This is a genomic window from Phreatobacter oligotrophus, from assembly GCF_003046185.1.
GTDB classification, from domain to species: Bacteria; Pseudomonadota; Alphaproteobacteria; order Rhizobiales; family Phreatobacteraceae; genus Phreatobacter; species Phreatobacter oligotrophus.
This window is the reverse complement of sequence record NZ_PZZL01000013.1, coordinates 16,984-36,517: the sequence shown is the minus strand read 5'-3', so window position 1 is coordinate 36,517 and position 19,534 is coordinate 16,984. Positions and strand designations below refer to the sequence as shown.

The following is a 19,534-nucleotide window of genomic DNA, read 5'->3' as shown; positions in this document are numbered from 1 at the left end:
CGCAGGGAGGCCCGCCATGACGCAACCCACGCTCGACGATCTCGCCGCCATGGTCCCTCACGGGGCGAAGTTGGCGCTCCCCGTGGATTATGCCGGCGTCTCCATGGCGATGACCCGGCCGCTCATCGCGCGGGGCCTGCGCGACCTCCACGTCGTCTGCCTGCCGACCGGCGGCATGCAGCCCGACATGCTGATCGGCGCGGGCTGCGTCGCCACCATCGAGACCAGCGCCATGACGCTCGGCGAGGCGGGCGGCGCGCCCTGCTTCACCCGGGCCGTGCGGGAAGGCTCCGTCAAGGTGATGGACGCCACCTGCCCTGCCGTCCATGCGGGCTTCCTGGCGGCGCAAAAGGGCGTGCCTTTCGCCACCCTGCGCGGCATGATCGGCACCGACCTCCTCGCCAACCGGCCGGACTGGAAGGTCATCCAGAACCCCTTCTCCGACGAGCCGGATCCGATCGTCGCCATCCCCGCCATCCGGCCGGACGTGGCGATCTTCCACTGCCCCATGGCCGATCGCGACGGCAATGTCTGGATCGGCCGCCGCCGCGAGCTCGCCAGCCTCGCCTATGCCGCCGAGCGCACCATCGTCACCGTCGAGCGCATCGTCGAGACGAGCCTGCTGGCCGATGAGGTGACCGCGGCGGGCGTCCTCCCCGCCCTCTATGTCGAGGCGGTGGCGGTGGCGAAGAATGGCGCCGCGCCCATTGGCCTGTGGGGCGAATATCCCGCCGACATGGAGGCCATCGGCCGCTATGCCCGCGAGGCGCGCACGCCGGAGGGCTTCCGCGCCTTCCTCGACGGCGCCGACCGCCTGCTGGAGGCGGTGTGATGGTTCTTGTCCTGCCGCGCGAGCGCCTGATCGTCGCCATTGCCGGCCTGCTCGACGGCGTCCGCCATGTCGCGGTCGGCGCCTCCTCCCCCATTCCGGCCGCCGGCGCCATGCTGCTCAGGGCGCTCGCCGAGCGCGACGGCAAGCCGCGTGTGCGCATCTCCATCCTCGGCTCGCGCGAGCACAACTTCTTCACCAACGGCTCGGCCGAGCTCTTCGACTGCGCCGGCCAGGGGCGCATCGACGCCTTCTTCCTCGGCGGCGGCCAGATCGACGGCGAGGCCAACATCAATCTCGTGGGCACCGGCGACTATCCGCGCAACCCCGTGCGCTGGCCCGGCTCCTTCGGCTCGGCCTATCTCTATTTCGTCGTGCCGCGCGTCATCCTCTTCCGCGAGGAACACACGCCCCGCGTCTTCGTCGAGAAGGTCGATTTCGTCTCGGCGCCCGGCACCAGCGATGGCGAGGTCTACCGTCCCGGCGGGCCGCACGCCCTCCTCACCAGCCTCGCCCTCTTCTCCTTCGACAAGGCGAAGCGCCGGTTCCGGCTGGAGAGCGTCCATCCCGGCCACAGCCTCGCCGAGGTCAAGGCCGCGACCGGCTTCGCCTTCGACCATGATGAGGTGGTGCCGGCGACGCCCGACCCGGATCCCGCCACCCTCGCCCTGCTGCGCGGCCGGGTGCTGACGGAGCTCGAGGAGACCTATCCGCAATTCGCGCGGCAGATGGCGGCGGAGTTGCGCGGGACCGCCGCGGCCTGACGGGCGGCCTCAGCCGAGGCCGATGGCGCCCTCGGCGGCCAGCCGGTCGATCTCGCCGTCGCTAAAGCCAGCCTCCGCCAGCAGCGAACGCGTGTGCTCGCCGAGGCGAGGCGCCGGCCGGTGCGGCACGGCCTGCGTTTTCGACCAGCGCGTCGCCGGCTGGATCTTGCGGATCCGTCCTTCGCTCGGATGATCGACGACGGGGAGGAGGTTCACCGCCTGGACCTGCGGGTCCTCGAGGATCGAACCGAAATCGTGGACAGGCACGAAGGGAATGTCGGCCCGCTCCAGCAAGTCCATCCATTCGGCCGTCGTCCGCTCGCGGAACGTGGCGGCGACCTCGGCATAGAGCGCGTCGATATGCTCGGTGCGCGTCTTGATCGAGACGAGGCGCGGGTCGGAGGCAAATTCATCAGCCCGGCCCGTGGCTTCGTAGAAAGACTTCCACTGCTTGTCATTGTAGACGAGCGCGCAGATGAAGCCGTCGCGGGTGCGATAGGGACGACGCTCCGGCGACAGGAGGCGCTGGTAGCCGCCCTCACCCAATGGCGGGTCGAAGGTGAGCCCGCCAAGATGGTCGGCCAGCGTCAGGCCGACCATGGTCTCGAACATCGGCACGTCCAGCCGCTGCCCCTCGCCGGTCTTCTGCCGGTGATAGAGCGCGGCGGAAATGGCCCCGACCGCCGCGAGGCCCACCACCCGGTCGGCGATGGCCGCGGGGACATAGCGCGGCGTGCCGTCGCCCGCGCGCGCGATGAGGAACGGCAGCAAGGCCGCCCCCTGGATCAGGTCGTCATAGGCCGGGCGGGCCGCATAGGGCCCCTCCTGGCCATAGCCGAACATGCCGGCATAGAGGATGTCGGGCCGCACCGCCCGGACATCGTCATAGCCGAGGCCGAGCCGCCCCATGGCCTGCGGGCGGATGTTGTAGGCGAGGACATCGGCCCCCTCGCAGAGCCTGAGCAGCGCCGCCCGCCCGCCGTCGCTCTTGAGGTCCAGCACGATCGACCGCTTCGACCCGTTGGCATTGAGGAACAGCGCCCCCATGCCGTGGTGGCGCGCCGGGCCGATATAGCGGACGGGATCGCCCCCCGGCGCCTCGACCTTGATGACGTCGGCGCCGAGTTCGGCGAGCCCCTGCGTCGCCGAGGGGCCCATCATCACCGTCGTGAGGTCGAGGATGCGGACGCCCGCGAGCGGTCCCACGGCCCCCTCAGCCCTTCGGCGAGTAGTCGCGGCCCTTCACCAGGCGCGTCGGCGTATAGGTCATCACGCATTCGCCGCGCTGGTTGATGACGCGGTTGCGCGTCTTCACGATGCCACGGCCGGCCTTCTTGGTCGGGCGGGATTCCAGCACCTCGCATTCCACATGCAGCGTGTCGCCGGCAAAGGTCGGCCCCTCGACATTCAGCTCCATGCCGAGGAACGACAGGCCGACGCCCTGGACCACGGTCTGCATGAGGAGCCCTTCCGCGAAGGAATAGACCAGCGCGCCCGGCACCAGCCGCTTGCCGGCGAACAGCGATTCCTCGGCGAGATATTCCATGTTGGTGAAGAGCACCTCGACCATGCCGGTGACGCCGACGAACATGGTGATGTCGGCCTCGGTGACCGTGCGGCCGATGGTCTTGAACTTCATCCCGACCGGCGTGTCCTCGAACCGCAGGCCAAGGCCCACCGTCATCATCTCGTCCGCCATGTCGTCCTCCCGGCTTGTTCTGGTGGGGCGGTGCTACGGGAGGGCAGCGAATTCGTCAACACGATCATCATGATCACATAGGTGATGATCACTCCCCTCCCACGGCCCTCAGTTCATGGTGATGCCGTTCTCCTTCACCACCTTGTCCCAGCGGGCGAGCTCGGCGGTGATGTAGGCGCCATACTCGGCCGGCGTGGAGCCGAGCGGCGTGGTCTGCTGCTCCTCGAGACGGGCGAGGAAGTCCTTGTTGCGCAGCGCCGTCATCATGGCCGCATTGACCTTGGTGACGATCTCGGCCGGCGTGCCTGCCGGGGCAACGATGCCCTGCCAGGCGCCGACCTCGACATCCTGCAGCCCTAGCTCCGTGAGGGTCGGGATGTTCGGCAGGGCGGCGAGCCGATCCTTGCTGGTGACCGCCAGCGGCTTCAGACGGCCGTCCTTGATGAAGGGCAGCGAGGAATTGATCGTGTCCGACATGAAATGCACGCGCCCGCCCGCGAGGTCGACCAGCGCCGGCGCACTGCCGCGATAGGGCACGTGCGTGACCTTGGCGCCGATGCGCCCGAGCAGCAGCGCCGTGCCGAGATGGGTGATCGAGCCGTTGCCGGTGGAGGCATAGGAGAGCTTGTCGGCATTGGCCTTCACATAGGCCACGAACTCGTCGACCGTGTTCACCGGCATCTGCGGATGAACCTCGAGGACCATCGGCACGGTGGCGGTGAGCCCGACCGGAACGAAGGATTTCACGTCATAGCCGAGGCGCGGATAGAGCGCCGGGCTGATGGCGATGGCCGAGGTGTTGTAGAAGAGGTTGTAGCCGTCGGGGGCAGCCGAGGCGATCTCCTGCGCCGCGATATTGCCATTGGCGCCGCCACGGTTCTCGATGACGATGCTCTGCCCCAGCGGCTCGGTCATGTACTGGGCGAGCTGCCGCGCCACGATGTCGGTCGGCCCGCCCGGCGCAAAGCCCACCAGCATCCGGACCGGCCGCGACGGATAGGACTGGGCCCGCAGGATGCCGGGTGCGGCCAGCGTGAGGCCCAGCGCCGAGGCGCCCCAGGTGAACGAGCGGCGGGTGGTCATGGGCGCATCTCCTCGACATGGCCTCGCCACGGCGGGTGGGCATCAGTCGCCTTGCAACGGTCATCCGCGCAGCAGGCTGCCGATGCGGCCGAAGCGGGCCATCGGCCCTTCTGTGTGTGTCCCCCGTGACGGCCAAAATGTCGCAAGGGTCTCGTTGTCCGTCAATCTGATTTCGATTATCACATGCTTGATTGGTGCTTTGAGGGCTCCGCATGCCGCGTCCGCGCAAGAGTTTCGACACCGGCGGGGTGAAGTCGGCCACGCGCGTGCTGGCCCTGCTGGAACTGTTTGACAGCCTGCAGCGCCCGGCGGGCGTGACCGAGATCGCCCGCGCCCTCGGCATTCCCCAGTCGAGCACGTCCATGCTGGTCAACGGCCTGATCGACCTCGGCTATCTCGCCGCCCTGCCCGACCGGCGCGTGCAGCCGACGCAGCGCGTCTCGGTGCTTGGCCGGTGGATCGACGAGCGCATCACCGACGGACGGGTCGCCCGCCTGATGGAAGAGCTCGGCGAGGCGACGGGCGAGACGATCCTCCTCGGCATCGCCAGCGACGTGCACGTCGTCTACATCGCCGTGCGCCCGGCAACGCGCGCCATGCGCCTCCACATTCCCGCCGGCACGCGGCGTCCCCTCGCCGAATCGGGCATGGGCCTGACGCTGCTCTCCGCCATGCCGGAAGAGGAGATCGCCCGCCGGATCGCCCGGGCGGAGCTGTCGCGGGAGGCGGACCGGCCGCCGCTCGACCCCGCCACGATCCACGCCGAGATCGCGGCCATCCGCCGCCGCGGCCATGCGCTGTCCGCAAGCCGCATCGTTCCGGGGGCCGGCATCGTCTGCACGCTGCTTCCGGCAGCAGCCGGCGCCCAGCCCATGGCCATCGGCATCGGCGGCCAGGCCTTCGAGGTGGTTGAGCGCGAGGAGGCCTTCGCCGCCCTCCTCCACCGGGAGATCGCCCGGCATTTCACGCCCTGACCTCGGCGGGTTCACCGGCGAGTAACCAATCCGCAGCCCAGGCTCACCTAAGGGCATGTTTACGCGGCCAAATTCACAGAACATTTAGCGCTAATTGCCCAGAAATTGGCCAGAACAGGGGGAACCCCCTGCCCAAGGACCAGCGCCAATGATCGCCCGCCCCTCCGTCCCGACTGCGCCGCGGCGTCTGATGCGGCTTGCCCGCTCCGCCCGGCATGTGCTGCGGCGGTTCCGCACAGACCGTTCCGGCGCCATCGTCCAGCTCTTCGCCGTTGCCCTGCTGCCGATCATCGGCATTGCCGGCGGCGCGGTCGACTACACCATGGCGAGCGGCCGCAAGGTGCGCCTTCAGAGCGCCCTCGACGCCGCCACCCTCGCCGCCACCCGCTCGGTGACGGCCAGCTCGACCAACGCCCAGATCACCCAGATCGTTCGCAACCATCTTAACGCCAACCTCGATTTCGGCGCGCAGGTGTCGCTCACCGTCGTGGTCGATGCGGCCGCCCGCAAGGTCGACGCCAGCGCCACGCTGGCCCACCAGCCCTATCTGCTGCCGGTGATCGGCATCTCCTCGATTCCGGTTGGCGCGCAGTCCTCATCGCAGCTCGGCCGCGCCCTGATCGAGGTCGCCCTCGTCCTCGACAATTCCGGCTCCATGGCCGGCTCGCGCATCACCACGCTACGCTCGTCGGCGACCGACCTGATGAAAAAGGTCCTCGACATGGCCTATATCCAGGGCGACGCGAAGGTGGCCGTCGTGCCCTTCGCCTCCATGGTCAATGTCGGATCGAACAATGCCGGCGCGAGCTGGATCGACAGCCAAGGCACCTCGCCCATCCACAACGAGAATTTCTCGACCGGCGTAAGCCGCCTGACGCTCTATTCGCAGATGCGCAACGTCTCCTGGGGCGGCTGCGTCGAGGCGCGGCCCTCGCCGCACGATGTCACCGACACCGCGCCCACCAGCGGCAACCCGGCGACGCTCTTCGTCCCCAGCTTCGCGCCGGACGAGCCCGACGAGGGCACCTGGTGGTCGTTCTACAACAACTACCTGGGCGACGGCTCCTGCCAGACCGGGCTTGGCACCGACACGCTATCCCGCCAGCGCCGCACCTGCAAATACAACGGCGCCACGCCCGACACCTCGCTCGCCAACGGCACGCGGCGCGGGCCCAACCAGCTCTGCGACTCCAACCCGATCATTCCCCTGACCGCCAGCCAGACGACGCTGACCACCGCGCTGACGGCGATGCCGGCCTATGGCGGCACCAACCTGCACGAGGCGGTGATGTGGGGCTGGCGGGTGCTGTCACCCGAGCCGCCCTTCACCGAGGGCCGCGCCTACAACACCGCCGACAACCGCAAGATCATGGTGCTGATGACCGATGGCGCCAACGACGCGATCGGCCTGCCGAACATGAACGGCTCGTTCTATTCGGCCTATGGCTATTCAGCGGCCGGCCGCCTCGGCACCACCTCCAGCAACCGCTCGGACATCGTCGCCAAGATGAACGAGAAGACGCTGACGGCCTGCACCAACGCCAAGGCGCTGGGCATCCAGATCTACACGGTGGGCTTCTACGTCACCGATGCGACCGCGCAGTCCATCCTGCAGCAATGCGCCACCAACCCGTCCATGGCGCTGCTGGCCGATTCCGACCAGGGCCTCGCCAATGCCTTCGACGCCATCGGCGACCACATCAAGCGCCTGCGCCTGACGAACTGACAAGGGAACTGGTGCCGGCTGAGGGGATCGAACCCCCGACCTTCGGTTTACAAAACCGCTGCACTACCGCTGTGCTAAGCCGGCCACCGTGCCCTTCGCCTACCAATGGTGGCCGCCTGTGGCAAGACGGCCGTTGCCGCACCCGCGACTCCACGGCACTATGGGGTCTTCACCGGCGGTTAACCCTTCACGCGCCTTATGGATGCCTCTTTTGTTTGGCTCCTGTGCGGCCATCGTCGGCGGTTCGCTCCGCCGCTCGGTCGCTGCGCAGCCCTCCCCCGAGGGAACGGCGATGATGGTTCGCTGCTGCTTCGATGGGGGGAACGTGCCAAAGCGTGACGAGGCCGTTGCGTATGCGTAACCTGACCCGCGACCCCGTGCGTGGTGCCCGTTCGGCGCGCGCCGACGCCCCCCGCTTCCCCTGGTTCACCGTGCTTGCGCTGTCGGCGGGTCTTGCCGGCCTCGCGACGCTGGCCCTGAAGACGCGCACGATCGAGCGCGCCGAGGCCGCGACCGCGCCGGTGACCATCGGCGCCGGGCAGCCTGCTCTGGTGACGCTCGGCTCCTTCGCGCCGCTGCTGGATCCCGCCTACGACCTCGGCGCCGGCCGCCAGACCTTCGCCACGGCCCGCCCCCTCGCCGCCCATATCCACGCGCCGGCTCCCGCGGCGCAGGCCGCCCCTGCCCTGCCGACCGGCCCGCTGGTGCTGGCGAGCCTGCCCGGCCGCGATGTCGGTCTCGAGAGCCGGCCGGGCCTGCCGCTTGCCCCCATGCCGCTCGCCCGTCCGGGCAGCGCCGGCGCCGCCGCCGCCGAGGAGGACGAGGACGGCCCCGACACGACCCTGGTCGCGCCGCTGCCGATGCGCCGGCCCTCCGACGCGCCCGCCGCCGCCGCGACACCCGAAGCGCCGCGCATCGCCACCCGCCGCAACGGCCGCGAGCAGCAGGCCGCCGCCGCGCCCGCTCCGGCCCAGCCGGATGGCCGCAACTTCTTCGAGCGCCTCTTCGGCCCCCGCCGCGACGGCCAGGGCGACGGCCCGCAGCTCGCCTATGCCCCGAGCGACGGCAATCTCGGCACCGATGCCGGGGCCTCCCGCGGTGGCGGCCTCGGCGGCGGTTTCTCCTTCGGGATCGGCGGCCCGGCGCCGCGTCCGCCCATGGGCGTCGCGATCTATGACATCGGCTCGCGCATGGTCTACCTGCCGAACGGCGAGAAGCTGGAGGCCCAGTCCGGCCTCGGCGCCTATCGCAACGACGTCCGCTATGCCCATGTGCGGATGCGCGGCCCGACCCCGCCGCATGTCTATGACCTGACCGAGCGCGAGGCACTGTTCCACGGCGTGCGCGCCATCCGCCTCAACCCGGTTGGCGGCAGCCAGGCCATCCATGGCCGCGCCGGCCTGCTCGCCCACACCTACCTGCTCGGGCCGAACGGCGACTCCAACGGCTGCATCTCCATCAAGGACTACGATCGCTTCCTGCAGGCCTTCCTGCGCGGCGAAATCCGCCGGCTGATCGTGGTGCGGGACCGCACCGAGGCGGTGGCCGCCGTGGCCCGCGCCAACACCCGCGTCTCCTCGCGCTGAGGCGCGGGAGAAACAAGCGGTCACATTCATGTGACAAGCACTGGACGGCGGGCCGGTTCCGGCAATTTACTGCCTCGCCGTCCGCATACCTGTCGGCGGCTGCGCCCCTGTCGGAGGACACCATGACCACGATCAATCGCCGCCATGCCCTCGCCACCGGCGCTGCGGCCCTCGCCGCCCCGGCTTTCCTCACCGCCGCCTCCCGCGAGACCTTCGCCCAGGCTGCCGCCGCGGCCGTCCAGGCCCCCGGCTTCTACCGCTACAAGGTCGGCGACATCACCGTCACCGCCATCAATGACGGCTTCTTCGCCCGTCCGCTCGAGGGCTTCGTCCGCAATGCCGAGCTGCCGGCGGTTCAGGCTGCCATGGCCTCGGCCTTCCTGCCGACCAATGCCGTCCCGATCCCCTTCAACACCCTCGTCGTCGAGACCGGCGGCAAGGTCGTCCTGCTCGACACCGGCAACGGCAATACCGGCGCTCCGACCTCGGGCACCTGGATGGCGAATTTCCGCGCCGCCGGCTTCGATCCGGCCACCGTCTCCTCGGTGATCATCAGCCACTTCCACGGCGACCACATCAACGGCATCCGCCTGCGCGACGGCACCGCCGTCTTCCCGAATGCCGAGATCCAGGTTCCGGAGCCGGAATGGGCCTTCTGGATGTCGGACGAGCGCATGAACGCCGCTCCGGAGGCCATGCGCGGCGCCTTCCAGAACTGCCGCCGCGTCTTCTCGCCGGTCGCCTCCGCCGTGAAGCAGTTCAAGCCGGGCGCGGAAGTGGCCCCGGGCGTGACCTCGATGCCGGCCTATGGCCACTCGCCGGGCCACAGCGTGTTCATGATCTCCTCGGGCAATGCCAAGCTCGTCTACATGGCGGACGTGACCAACCACCCCGCCCTCTTCGTGCGCAATCCCGACTGGTCGGCGATCTTCGACATGGATGCCGATGCCGCCCGCGCGACCCGTCGCCAGCTGCTCGACATGGCGGCGAGCGAGAAGACCCGCGTGCACTTCTACCACGCGCCCTTCCCGTCCAACGGCTACATCGCCAAGGACGGCGCCGGTTTCCAGCTCGTCCCGGCCCAGTGGACCCCGTCCATCTGACCTGACGCCCAGCGCTCTGATCGGAAGGCCCGCCGGCAACGGCGGGCCTTTCGCATGGGGGCATCCGCTTGCCGCCGGATTGACACATTGTCGCAACCCGGCGCATTCATGGGGCACGCGACGGCGGCCGCCCGCAAGGGACGGCCACGGGAATGCGGTGCGTGGCGGGCCTCATGGCCCTCCGCAAGGCCGCAGCTGCCCCCGCAACTGTAAGCGGTGAGCCCTCCCCCATCAGCCACTGACGCCCCGTTCGGGCTTCGGGAAGGCGGGGACCGGGCGACGACCCGCGAGCCAGGAGACCGGCCGACGCGACGTCACTGTCCGTGCGTGCGGGAGGCGCGCCCGGGAGCGGTCCCTTCCGCTTGATCCGTGACACCACCGTCGCGGACGTTTGGCCTCTTCAGGCCGGAATTCCGCGACCATCTGGGTCCGCAGCGGAGTTCCGCCATGCCTGTCGTTTCCCGTCTCCCCCGTCGTCAACGTCTTTCCGTTCTGCTCGCCACGGCGGCGGTGATTCTCGTTCCCGGTCCCGTCGCAGCGCAGCAGCCGCCGCTCCCCGCGGCGCAACTGCCCGAAATCACCGTGTTCGGCGCCAGCAACGTGCCGCTGGAGGCCCCGCGCGTCGGCTCGGCCGTCACCGTCATCACCGCCGAGGACATCGCCAACCAGGGCGCGGCAAGCGTCCCGGACGTGCTGCGCCTCGTGCCCGGCGTCGCCGTCAACCAGTCCGGCGGCCGCGGCAGCCTCACCCAGACGCGCGTGCGCGGCGCCGAATCCAACCAGGTCCTGGTGGTGGTCGACGGCATTCCCATCAACGACGTGAACTCGGGCGATGCCGACCTCGCCAACCTGCCGGTGGACAGCATCGCGCGGATCGAGGTGATCCGTGGCCCGCAATCCGGTATCTGGGGCCCCAATGCCCAGGCTGGCGTCATCTCCATCACCACCAAGTCGGGCCGCGGCCTCGCCAAGCCTGAGCTGACGGCGCGGATCGAGGGCGGGTCCTTCGGCACGCTCCAGGGCTCGGCGACCGTCCGCGGCGCGCAGGGTCCCTTCCACGCCGCCATCTCCATTTCGGGCCTGCGCTCCGGCGGCTTCGTCGTCGCGCCCGGCACCACGCGGCCCAACGGCTCGGACATGGGCTCGCTCTCCGCCAAGATCGGCGCGGACCTTGCCGACTGGTTCGACGTCGAGGGCGTGTTCCGGATGGTCAGCCGCAGCGGCTTCTACAATCCCGGCAACACCGCCTTCGGACCGGGCTTCGTCACCGATCCGAACTACGGCTTCCTTGCCGCCGGCACCGGGCGCAACACCGCCAACGACATCCAGGGCCGTGTCGCCGCCACTGCCAAGCTGCTCGACGGGGCCTGGACGCATCGCTTCTCCGCCGACACCTCGCAGCAGTCGACCAATGCCCGCGACAGCTATGTCTCGGCCTTCGGCTTCCTCGAGAGCCAGGGCTTCTGGTCGCGCACCGAGCGCAACCGGGCGGAGTACCGCTCGGCCTATACGTTCGAGACGCCCGGCCTGCTCGGCGCCCGCCACACCGTCGTCGGCGGCGCCGACATCACCCGCGAGCATTTCCGCTACTACTACGAGAGCGATGGTTTCTTCGGGCCCTTCGTCAACGACACCTATGCCGGCGCGGGCCGCTCGCGCGAGCGCAAGGGCCTGTTCGGCGAGTATCTCGTCAGCCTGCCGACCGGCCTGTCGCTCTCCGGCGCGCTCCGCCAGGACTGGAACTCTGCCTTCCGCAATGCGCTGACCTGGCGCGTGACGGCGGCCCAGACGCTTGGCACCGGCACGAAGCTGCACGCATCGATCGGCAAGGGCGTGACCAACCCGACCTTCTTCGAGCTCTTCGGCTTCTTCGCCAATTTCACCGGCAACCCGACGCTGCGGCCTGAACATTCCATCGGCTGGGATGCCGGCATCGAGCAGCGCTGGTTCGGCGGCAAGCTCGTGACCGACGTCACCTATTTCCGCGCCAGCGTGCGCGATGCCATCGTCCAGTCCGGCGGCACGGCGATCAACCTGCCCTTCGAGACGACCCGCCAGGGCGTCGAGGTGGCAGTGACGGCGCGCCCGCTCGGCTGGCTGTCGATCACCGGCTCCTACACCTACACGGACACCCAGTCGGCCGAACTCGTCGGCGGCGTCTATGTCGGCAAGGAGGCGCTGCGCCGTCCGCGCCATGCCGCGAGCCTCTCGGCGGTGGCGACCCTGCCGGACGACAAGACGAAGGTCACAGTCACCGTCGCCCACAACGGCACCATGCGGGACAGCTTCTTCGGGCCGGCCGGCGCCACGGACGTGCGGCTCGGCGCCTACACGCTGGTGGGCGCGCAGATCTCCCACGAACTCAACCGCAATGCGACCGTCTATGTGCGCGGCGAAAACCTCTTCGGCCAGCGCTACCAGGAGGTCTTCGGCTACCAGGGGCCGGGCGCTGCCGTCTATGCCGGCATGCGCGTGAAGCTCGGCGGCGAGTGAGCCGCCGCGCCGCGGTTTAAACCGTTTCGCATCGCTGCCTTGCCGCGCCCCCGTCGACAGGGGCGCGGCTTTCGGCCAGTCTCCCGCTCGGCAGACGAGCGGGCCGGCAGTGCCCGCCGCATCGGGAGGATCAGCATGTCTCAGCGTATCGCAGTGGTCACGGGCGCAGGCTCCGGCATCGGGCGGGCTTCGGCCCTGGCGCTCGCCAAGGCGGGCTATGCCGTTGTCGTGGCGGGCCGCCGCAAGGACGAACTGGAGAAGACCGTGGCGATGGCCGGCGGTGCGACCGTCGTCGCCGCCCCCACCGACGTCTCGGACGAGGCCTCCGTCGCCGCCCTGTTCAAGCTGGTCAAGGACCGCTTCGGCCGCATCGACGTGCTCTTCAACAATGCCGGCATGGGCGCCCAGGCCGTGCCGCTGGACGAGCTGCCGATCGAGAAGTGGCGCCAGGTCGTCGACGTCAACCTCACCGGCTCGTTCCTCTGCGCCCGCGAGGCCATGCGGATGATGCGCGCGCAGACCCCGAAGGGCGGCCGCATCATCAACAACGGCTCCATCTCCGCCTATGCGCCGCGCCCCTATTCCGCGCCCTACACGGCGACCAAGCATGCGGTGCTCGGCCTGACCAAGGCCATCTCCCTGGACGGCCGCGCCGACAAGATCGTCTGCTCGCAGATCGACGTCGGCAATGCCGCCACCGAGATGACCGAGCGCATGGCGAATGGCGTCCTGCAGGCCGATTTCACCACCAAGGTCGAGCCGCGCATGGACGTCCGCCACGTCGCCGACGCCGTGGTCCACGTCGCCAACCTGCCGCTCGACGTCAACGTCCTGACCATGACCATCATGGCCAATGACATGCCCTTCGTCGGGCGCGGCTGAGGCGTCAGGCCGTCTCGACCCTGAGCCAGGCGAGATAGGCCTCGTCCCCCTCCGGCACGTCGACCACCAGGAAGGCCGGCGTGTCGTAGGAATGGGCCTCGCGGAAACGGGCCTGCGCCTCGGCGAGGCGTGAGCGCACCGTCTTGAGGATCATCACCACCTCCTCGGCGCGCTCCACCTGGCCCTTCCAGCGGTAGAGGGAGCGCATGCCGGGGAGGATGTTGGCGCAGGCGATCAGCCGGTGCTCCATCAGCTCCTCGGCGATGGTCTCAGCCTCGACAAGGCTCGCAGCGGTCGTATAGACCAGCACGACGTCATCCGGCTTCTCGGTTCGCGTCACCTGTTCCTCCCTGTCCGGCGGATCTTCCCTTGGCCGACCTGCGCCCCGACCCGAAGAAGATCGCCTTCGTCGCCTCGCCTGCGCCCGAGGCCCAGGAGGCCATCGAGCGGCTGACTGCCCGCTATGGCAATGTCGCGGGTGACGAGGCCGAGGTCGTGGTGGCGCTCGGCGGCGACGGCCTGATGCTGCAGACGCTGCACAAGTACATCTCCTCGGGCAAGCCGATCTACGGCATGAACCGCGGCTCCGTCGGCTTCCTCATGAACGAATATGCCGAGGATGGGCTGATCGAGCGCATCTGGACCGCCGAACGCTCGGTGATCCATCCGCTGGCCATGACCACCATCGACATCCACGGCGAGCGGCAGGACGCGCTGGCCATCAACGAGGTGTCGCTGCTGCGCGAGACCTCGCAGGTGGCGAAGCTGCGCATCTCGGTCGATGGCCATGCGCGCATGGACGAGCTCATCGCCGATGGCGTTCTCATCGCCACGCCCGCCGGCTCGACCGCCTACAATCTCTCCGCGAACGGCCCGATCCTGCCGCTCAACGCGACGCTGCTGGCGCTCACCCCCATCTCGCCCTTCCGGCCCCGGCGCTGGCGCGGCGCGCTGCTGCCCGACCGGGTGGCACTCACCATCGAGGTGCTGGAATCGGCCAAGCGCCCGGTCAGCGCCACCGCCGACCACCACGAGGTCCGCGACGTCGCCAAGGTCTCGGTGGAGATGGACCGGACCAAGTCCATGATCCTGATGCACGATCCCGGCCACAGCCTCGACGAGCGGATCCTGCGCGAGCAGTTCGGCGCCTGACGGCCGCCATCAGCCTTAACGGTCCGCTAATCGCCGGCCGGTATGGTAGCGGCGATGATCCGCATCGACTTCAACCGGCTGCGATTCCTCGTGATCGACGATAACGCGCACATGCGCCGCATCGTGCGAACCCTTCTGCATGGCTTCGGCGCCCGCGAGGTCTACGAGGCCGAAGACGGCGCGGCGGGCCTCGAGGCCTTCACCCACTACATGCCGGATATCGTCATCACCGACTGGTCGATGCCGATCTTCGACGGGCTCGAGCTCACCAGCATGATCCGCCAGCCTGGCGCCAACGCGAACCCCTATGTCGCGATCATCATGCTGACCGGCCATTCCGAAAAGAAGCGGGTGCTCGAGGCGCGTGACGCCGGCGTCACCGAGTTCCTGGCCAAGCCCATTTCCGCCAAGGCCCTCTACCAGCGCATTCTCAACGTCGTGGTCAATCCGCGTCCCTTCATCAAGACGAAGACATTTTTCGGCCCGGATCGCCGACGTAACCACAATTCAAGCTATGTCGGACCCGAGCGGCGGAAGGGCGAGAAGGCCGAGATGATCAAGGTCGCCCCGCTGCTCGACAAGACCAAGAGTTCCGTGTGAGGCCGTTTCCATGACCAACCCGCCTGCCACGAAGACACCGATCAAGCCGACCGTCCGCACCGGCAAGAAGGGCGGCCTCGACGAGGCCAGCATCGACACCTTCGCCGACCACGAGGTCGTCACGCCGAAGCGCAACCTCAAGAGCTTCTCCAAGAAGGCCAAGATCAAGGTCGACGAGTTCGGCTTCGACATGGAGGCCATCGAGCGCGCCGAGGCGGCGCTGGCCGAGCTCTCCTCCGAATTCGACGACTGGATGGCCAAGGAGGTCGAGCGCCTGACCAAGGCGCGCGACGCCATCGCCGCCTCCGGCCTCGATGCGGCGACCCGCTCGGCCGTCTACACCGCCGCCCACGACCTCAAGGGCGAGGCGGCGACCTTCGGCTATCCGCTGGCCGGCCGTGTCGCCGAGAGCCTGTGCGCCCTTCTCGACGGCATCGCCGACGATACGCGCCTGCCGGTGGCGCTGGTGCTGCAACATGTCGATGCGATCCGCGCCATCGTGCGCGAGAATGCCAAGGGCACGGATCACCCGGTGGCGGTGACGCTTTCCGAGCGCCTGGGCGAGGCGACGACGGAACTGCTCGTCGCCGTCAACGGCGCGCCCTCGATCGTCCCCTGATCGATTGACCCGTCGGCCGCCTCAGGCGGCCGCCACCAGCGGGAACTCCACCGCCTCATCATCCAGCGCCTCGCGCCCGGCCACCAGGTCGCGGGCGAAGGCGCGCGCTTCATCACGGGCCGCTTCCGCCGCGAAGCGGCGAAGCTGGGCGAGCAGCACGTCGAGGTCACCGTCGGCAACCGGCGCATAGGCGGTGAGCACCCGCTCGACCATGCGGCGGCGCAGCTGGGCATCGCCTCCGCGCTGGAACGGCAGGCCGTCCTCGTGCCAGGCATCGAGCGCCGCGCGGAAGGCCGGATAGGTCGAGACCGGCAGGCCAGCGCGATCGTAGAGGGCGCGGAAGCCGGCGCCGCGGCGGTCATGGACGAAGCCCGCGGCCTGGCGCAGCGACAGGCCGGAGAGCTCGGCAAGCGCCTGTTCGAACAGCCTGACATTGCCCGAGAGCAGCGCCCGCAGCACGAGGCCGGTGGAGAGCTGGCCGGACTGGCGCAGGTGCCGCACGAGCGGCGCGATCCCCTCCCCGCCGCAGGTGGCGGCAATGGCGACGGTCGCCTTGTCGGAGGCCTCGCGGGCGATGCGCTGCGCCTTGTCCTCGGGCAGCCAGGCGCGGCCGGCGACGAAGGCGGAGAGCGCGGCGGAGAGCTTCACCACCAGCGCCTGGCGCGCACCCGCCGACAGGTCGGCGCGGGCGAACAGCGCCTCGCGAATGTCGGCATCGTCGCCGAAGCGCTCGATGATGCGGTCGATGGAGAAGGCCGGCACGTCGACCGTGTCGAGCGCGACGACGGCGAGGCAGGCCTCCAGACAGCCGACCTCGGCGATGGCGGCGGCGACGGGCGCCGGGACATGGTCGCGGCGCGCGACGGCATACTGGACGAGCGGCGCACCCGCCCCGACGAGATCGACCAGTTCGGCATCGAGCAGCAGCGGCGAATGCCGCGCCACGATGGCGGCGATCTCCGCCTGGTCCTGCAACAGGCCGACGATGACCGTGTGCGGCGCGTCCTCGGAGGGCGCGAGAGCATCGGCGAGGGCCCGCCGCACCAGCGGCGAGGGATCATCGAGCAGGGTGATCATCGCGGCCTCGGCGGCGGCGCTGTCCTCGCGGCCGAGGTCGGAATGGAGATAGGCGCGGGCGAGAGCCGCGGTCGCATCGGCCCGGTCACCGGCCGGGGCCGTCTGAATCCACCGCAGGAAATGACGTACGATCATCGGGACTGCCTGAACCGCGGCAAGGAACTGGAACGCAACGGGATTTCACGCTGCCGAACACAGACTAGGGTGCGCCGCTTAACAAAGCGTTCACCATGCTTTTTAAGTGAAATTTGGCAAAGGGATCAGCGCCGGACGTCGGGGCGCAGGAAGCTCGACAGGTCGAGCGGCTGGGCGCGCCGAGCCATGTCGACCCGCACCGGATAGAACGGCCCGCCCATGGCGCCGGCGGCGGAAGTGGCCGTGCTGCTGCTTGAGGACGAGCCCTGGGGCCCGAGGGCCGTGGCCACATTGACGCGCTGCGAGGCCGCCGCAGCGTCGCGCCCGAGCGAGGTCCAGGTGGCCGCGACGAAAGCGTTGATCGGCCCGCCGCCATTGCCCGAGAACAGCGAATGGAAGGGCCGGCCCGGATCGGCATTGATCGAGGGGATCGCCGACCAGGCGCTGGCCTGTTCCTGCGCGGCGGTGGCCGCGGCAAGCGTCGTTGCCGTTCCCGTGGCGGCGGTCGACGTGAAGGGCTGCGACTGGCCGGCCGAGAGCACCTGGTAGACCTCGGCGACCGTGCGCGGCCGGCCCTGATCGAAGAAGATGCGGCGGTTGGCATCGGCCGCGTCGGGGAAGAGCCGGGCGGCGGTCGCCTGCGGGTTGCTCTGGTTGGCGTTGATCAGCCGGACGGCGCCGCCCGACCCGAGGAAGTGGGCCATGTAGAGCTCGCCCTCGGTCGGGTTGCGACCGGTGGCCGAGCGGATCTCGGTGGCGTTGCGATTGGTGAAGGCGCCGGCCATCAGCGCGGAGACCGCCGGATCGTCGCGCAGGGCGAGGATCTGCTGGCGCGCCGCCGGATCGGCCACCGTCGGGCGTCCGCTGGAATCGCGGCCGATCTGCTCGGCATATTTTCCAAGGCCGAGATTGCGCCCCTCGTCCCTGACCATGGTGAGCCAGGTCGAATCGATGAACTGGTAGAGGCCGCGCGCGCTGGAGGTGGAGGCCTGCGCCGCCGGCTGCAGGCTCGATTCGCGCCGGGCGGTGCGCAGCAGGTAGTCGAAACCGGCGCCGGTCTTCTCGGCCGCCTCCTTGATGGCCGAAACCACCCGGTTCACGCCAGCTTCCGTGGCCGTCGTGGGACGGCTCTGCGGTTCGGCTGACGAGCGGAAGAGGAACATCTCGGTTATGTCCGGAGGGAAGGACCCGTGACCATGGAGCCTGCTCCATTATGGTAAACGAAGTCGTAACGCCCTGCCCCGCCCGAGGCCGATCATGACCGCCAGCGTCACCGCCACCACCGTCATCACCGACGACCGCCGCCATCCCCGCGGCGGCATCTACTTCGACGATTTCGAGGTCGGCCAGCTCATCCGCCACCGCATCACCCGCTCGGTGACGCAGATGGACAACGTGCTGTTCTCGACGCTGACGATGAATCCGCAGCCCCTGCACATCGACCGGCAGTTCTCCGAGGCCTCCGACTGGGGCCAGCCGCTGATGAACTCGCTCTTCACCCTCGGCCTGCTCATCGGCATCTCCGTGCCGGACACCACCAACGGCACGCTCTTCGCCAATCTCGGCATGACCGACGTGAAGTTCCCGCACCCGCTCTTCGAGAACGACACGATCCATTGCGAGAGCACGGTGACGGCCAAGCGCGAATCGAAGTCGCGCCCGACCATGGGCGTGATCGAGTTCCACCATCGCGCCTTCAACCAGAACGACAAGCTGGTGGCCGAGTGCACACGCCAGTCCCTCGTCCTCAAGCGCGGGGCCTGAGCCCATGCGCTCGCTCCTCTTCGTGCCCGCCGATTCCGAGAAGAAGCTCGCCAAGGGCCTCGAGAGCGGAGCCGATGCGCTGATCCTCGATCTCGAGGATTCGGTCTCGGCCGCCAACAAGCCGCTGGCGCGCGAGACCGCCCGCGCCTTCCTCGCCGCCCATGCCGGCACGGCGCAGCGGCCGCTGCTCATGGTGCGGGTGAACGCCCTCGATACCGGCCTCACCGATGCCGATCTCGATGCCGTGGTCGCGGCGCGGCCCGACGCCATCATGCTGCCCAAGGCCGAAGGCGGCCGCGACGTCGCCCATCTCGACGCCAAGCTGACGACGCGCGAAGCCCTCGCGGCTCTCCCCGAGGGGCGCATCCGCATCACCGTGGTGGCCACCGAGACGGCAAAGGCCGTCTTCACCCTCGGCAGCTACCAGGGCGCGAGCCCGCGGCTCTCCGGCCTCACCTGGGGCGCCGAGGACCTCTCCGCCGATATCGGCGCCGAGACCAATCGCGGCGCGGATGGCCGCCACACCGAACCCTTCCGCCTTGCGCGCGCGCTCTGCCTCATGGGGGCGGTGGCGGCCGAGGTGCAGCCCATCGACACGGTGTTCCCGGCGTTCCGCGACGAGGATGGCCTGCGGCGCGAATGCGAGGAGGCCCGCCGCGACGGCTTCACCGCCAAGATGGCGATCCATCCGGCGCAGGTGCCGGTCATCAACGCCGTCTTCACGCCCGACGAGGCGGCGATTGCCGAAGCGCAGAAGGTCGTGGCGGCCTTTGCGGCGCAGCCCGGCGCCGGCGTCGTGAACATTGGCGGCGAGATGTTCGACCGCCCGCACCTGACCCGCGCCGAGCGGCTCCTGAAGCGCGCTGGGCGCTGAACGCAGTTCCGTTTTTGGAACCGCAGCCGTTCCACAATGCCCCTCACCCTTCCCTCTCCCCGCAAGCGGGGAGAGGGGGACTTCGACGTTTGGAAGACTTTGACACCCTCTCACCAGGCCAAAACGGTGTCAGGTCGAGTACGACGCTGTCGACCCCTCTCCCCGCTTGCGGGG

The 19,534-nt window shown here is 69.3% G+C and carries 19 protein-coding genes, 1 tRNA gene and 1 riboswitch; of the genes, 13 read left to right on the top strand and 7 right to left on the bottom strand.

The annotated features are described in order from the left end of the window. The first annotated feature begins 16 nt into the window (after positions 1–16). Positions 17–832, top strand: coding sequence for a CoA transferase subunit A (locus tag C8P69_RS20635; RefSeq protein ID WP_108179342.1), 816 nt, complete (start codon positions 17–19; stop codon positions 830–832). Beyond that, the gene (locus tag C8P69_RS20630) at positions 832–1,593 is read left to right on the top strand and encodes a CoA-transferase (protein WP_108179341.1); all 762 of its coding nucleotides are present in this window, start codon (positions 832–834) and stop codon (positions 1,591–1,593) included. Before C8P69_RS20635 ends, C8P69_RS20630 begins: the two co-directional genes overlap by 1 nt. Positions 1,594–1,602: 9 nt before the next feature. Here the strand turns inward: C8P69_RS20630 and C8P69_RS20625 are convergent, their stop codons facing one another. From C8P69_RS20625 to C8P69_RS20615, 3 genes are all read right to left on the bottom strand, one after another. Next, positions 1,603–2,799, bottom strand: coding sequence for a CaiB/BaiF CoA transferase family protein (locus tag C8P69_RS20625; RefSeq protein ID WP_108179340.1), 1,197 nt, complete (start codon positions 2,797–2,799; stop codon positions 1,603–1,605). 7 nt (positions 2,800–2,806) lie between these two features. Further along, entirely contained in the window at positions 2,807–3,292 is a 486-nt protein-coding gene (locus tag C8P69_RS20620) for a MaoC/PaaZ C-terminal domain-containing protein (protein WP_108179339.1), read from the bottom strand. A 108-nt stretch (positions 3,293–3,400) separates the two neighbouring features. Next, positions 3,401–4,375, bottom strand: a complete 975-nt coding sequence (locus C8P69_RS20615) for a Bug family tripartite tricarboxylate transporter substrate binding protein (protein WP_108179338.1) — start codon at positions 4,373–4,375, stop codon at positions 3,401–3,403. A gap of 212 nt (positions 4,376–4,587) precedes the next feature. On the opposite strand from C8P69_RS20615, the gene C8P69_RS20610 reads away from it, so the two are divergent. Together C8P69_RS20610 and C8P69_RS20605 are read left to right on the top strand one after the other, a co-directional pair. Beyond that, the gene (locus C8P69_RS20610; protein ID WP_108179337.1) at positions 4,588–5,349 is read left to right on the top strand and encodes an IclR family transcriptional regulator; all 762 of its coding nucleotides are present in this window, start codon (positions 4,588–4,590) and stop codon (positions 5,347–5,349) included. Between the two features lie 148 nt (positions 5,350–5,497). Then, complete coding sequence (locus tag C8P69_RS20605) at positions 5,498–7,075, top strand: TadE/TadG family type IV pilus assembly protein (RefSeq protein WP_108179336.1); 1,578 nt, start codon at positions 5,498–5,500, stop codon at positions 7,073–7,075. Between the two features lie 9 nt (positions 7,076–7,084). On the opposite strand, the gene C8P69_RS20600 is transcribed toward C8P69_RS20605, so the two are convergent. Then, positions 7,085–7,159, bottom strand: a tRNA-Thr gene (locus tag C8P69_RS20600). Between the two features lie 269 nt (positions 7,160–7,428). Here C8P69_RS20600 and C8P69_RS20595 point away from each other — a divergent pair. The 4 genes from C8P69_RS20595 to C8P69_RS20580 all read left to right on the top strand — a co-directional run bounded on the left by C8P69_RS20595 (position 7,429) and on the right by C8P69_RS20580 (position 13,139). After that, on the top strand, positions 7,429–8,661 hold the full coding sequence (locus tag C8P69_RS20595; RefSeq protein WP_245902163.1) for a DUF2778 domain-containing protein: 1,233 nt from the start codon (positions 7,429–7,431) through the stop codon (positions 8,659–8,661). A 122-nt stretch (positions 8,662–8,783) separates the two neighbouring features. Further along, positions 8,784–9,764 carry an MBL fold metallo-hydrolase gene (locus tag C8P69_RS20590; RefSeq protein ID WP_108179335.1) on the top strand — a complete coding sequence of 327 codons (981 nt, stop codon included), beginning with the start codon at positions 8,784–8,786 and terminating at the stop codon, positions 9,762–9,764. A gap of 104 nt (positions 9,765–9,868) precedes the next feature. Continuing rightward, positions 9,869–10,086, top strand: a riboswitch (cobalamin riboswitch). 125 nt (positions 10,087–10,211) lie between these two features. Next, a complete protein-coding gene (locus C8P69_RS20585; RefSeq protein ID WP_108179334.1) occupies positions 10,212–12,257 on the top strand; it encodes a TonB-dependent receptor plug domain-containing protein in 2,046 nt (681 codons plus the stop codon). A 135-nt stretch (positions 12,258–12,392) separates the two neighbouring features. Continuing rightward, positions 12,393–13,139: an SDR family oxidoreductase gene (locus tag C8P69_RS20580; RefSeq protein WP_108179333.1), complete on the top strand. Its 747-nt coding sequence runs from the start codon at positions 12,393–12,395 to the stop codon at positions 13,137–13,139. 4 nt (positions 13,140–13,143) lie between these two features. Here C8P69_RS20580 and cutA read toward each other — a convergent pair whose 3' ends face one another. After that, entirely contained in the window at positions 13,144–13,479 is a 336-nt protein-coding gene (gene cutA / locus C8P69_RS20575; RefSeq protein WP_170118322.1) for a divalent-cation tolerance protein CutA, read from the bottom strand. Positions 13,480–13,508: 29 nt separating this feature from the next. Between cutA and C8P69_RS20570 the strand changes: the two genes are divergently transcribed. From C8P69_RS20570 to C8P69_RS20560, 3 genes are read left to right on the top strand one after another with little or no spacing between them, the layout of a single operon-like run. After that, positions 13,509–14,291 carry an NAD kinase gene (locus tag C8P69_RS20570; RefSeq protein WP_245902162.1) on the top strand — a complete coding sequence of 261 codons (783 nt, stop codon included), beginning with the start codon at positions 13,509–13,511 and terminating at the stop codon, positions 14,289–14,291. A 54-nt stretch (positions 14,292–14,345) separates the two neighbouring features. Then, positions 14,346–14,891 (top strand): response regulator, encoded by a 546-nt coding sequence (locus tag C8P69_RS20565; protein ID WP_108179332.1) that lies wholly within the window; start codon positions 14,346–14,348, stop codon positions 14,889–14,891. Positions 14,892–14,901: 10 nt separating this feature from the next. Continuing rightward, on the top strand, positions 14,902–15,510 hold the full coding sequence (locus tag C8P69_RS20560; protein WP_108179331.1) for an Hpt domain-containing protein: 609 nt from the start codon (positions 14,902–14,904) through the stop codon (positions 15,508–15,510). A 21-nt stretch (positions 15,511–15,531) separates the two neighbouring features. Here C8P69_RS20560 and C8P69_RS20555 read toward each other — a convergent pair whose 3' ends face one another. After that, positions 15,532–16,722, bottom strand: coding sequence for a DUF2336 domain-containing protein (locus C8P69_RS20555; protein ID WP_108179330.1), 1,191 nt, complete (start codon positions 16,720–16,722; stop codon positions 15,532–15,534). 125 nt (positions 16,723–16,847) lie between these two features. Further along, entirely contained in the window at positions 16,848–17,885 is a 1,038-nt protein-coding gene (locus C8P69_RS20550; RefSeq protein ID WP_245902161.1) for a lytic transglycosylase domain-containing protein, read from the bottom strand. Positions 17,886–17,979: 94 nt separating this feature from the next. Here C8P69_RS20550 and C8P69_RS20545 point away from each other — a divergent pair, with 94 nt between their 5' ends. Continuing rightward, positions 17,980–18,486, top strand: coding sequence for a MaoC family dehydratase (locus C8P69_RS20545; protein WP_108179329.1), 507 nt, complete (start codon positions 17,980–17,982; stop codon positions 18,484–18,486). A gap of 4 nt (positions 18,487–18,490) precedes the next feature. Beyond that, positions 18,491–19,360 (top strand): HpcH/HpaI aldolase/citrate lyase family protein, encoded by an 870-nt coding sequence (locus tag C8P69_RS20540; RefSeq protein ID WP_108179328.1) that lies wholly within the window; start codon positions 18,491–18,493, stop codon positions 19,358–19,360. The last annotated feature ends 174 nt before the right edge of the window (positions 19,361–19,534 follow it).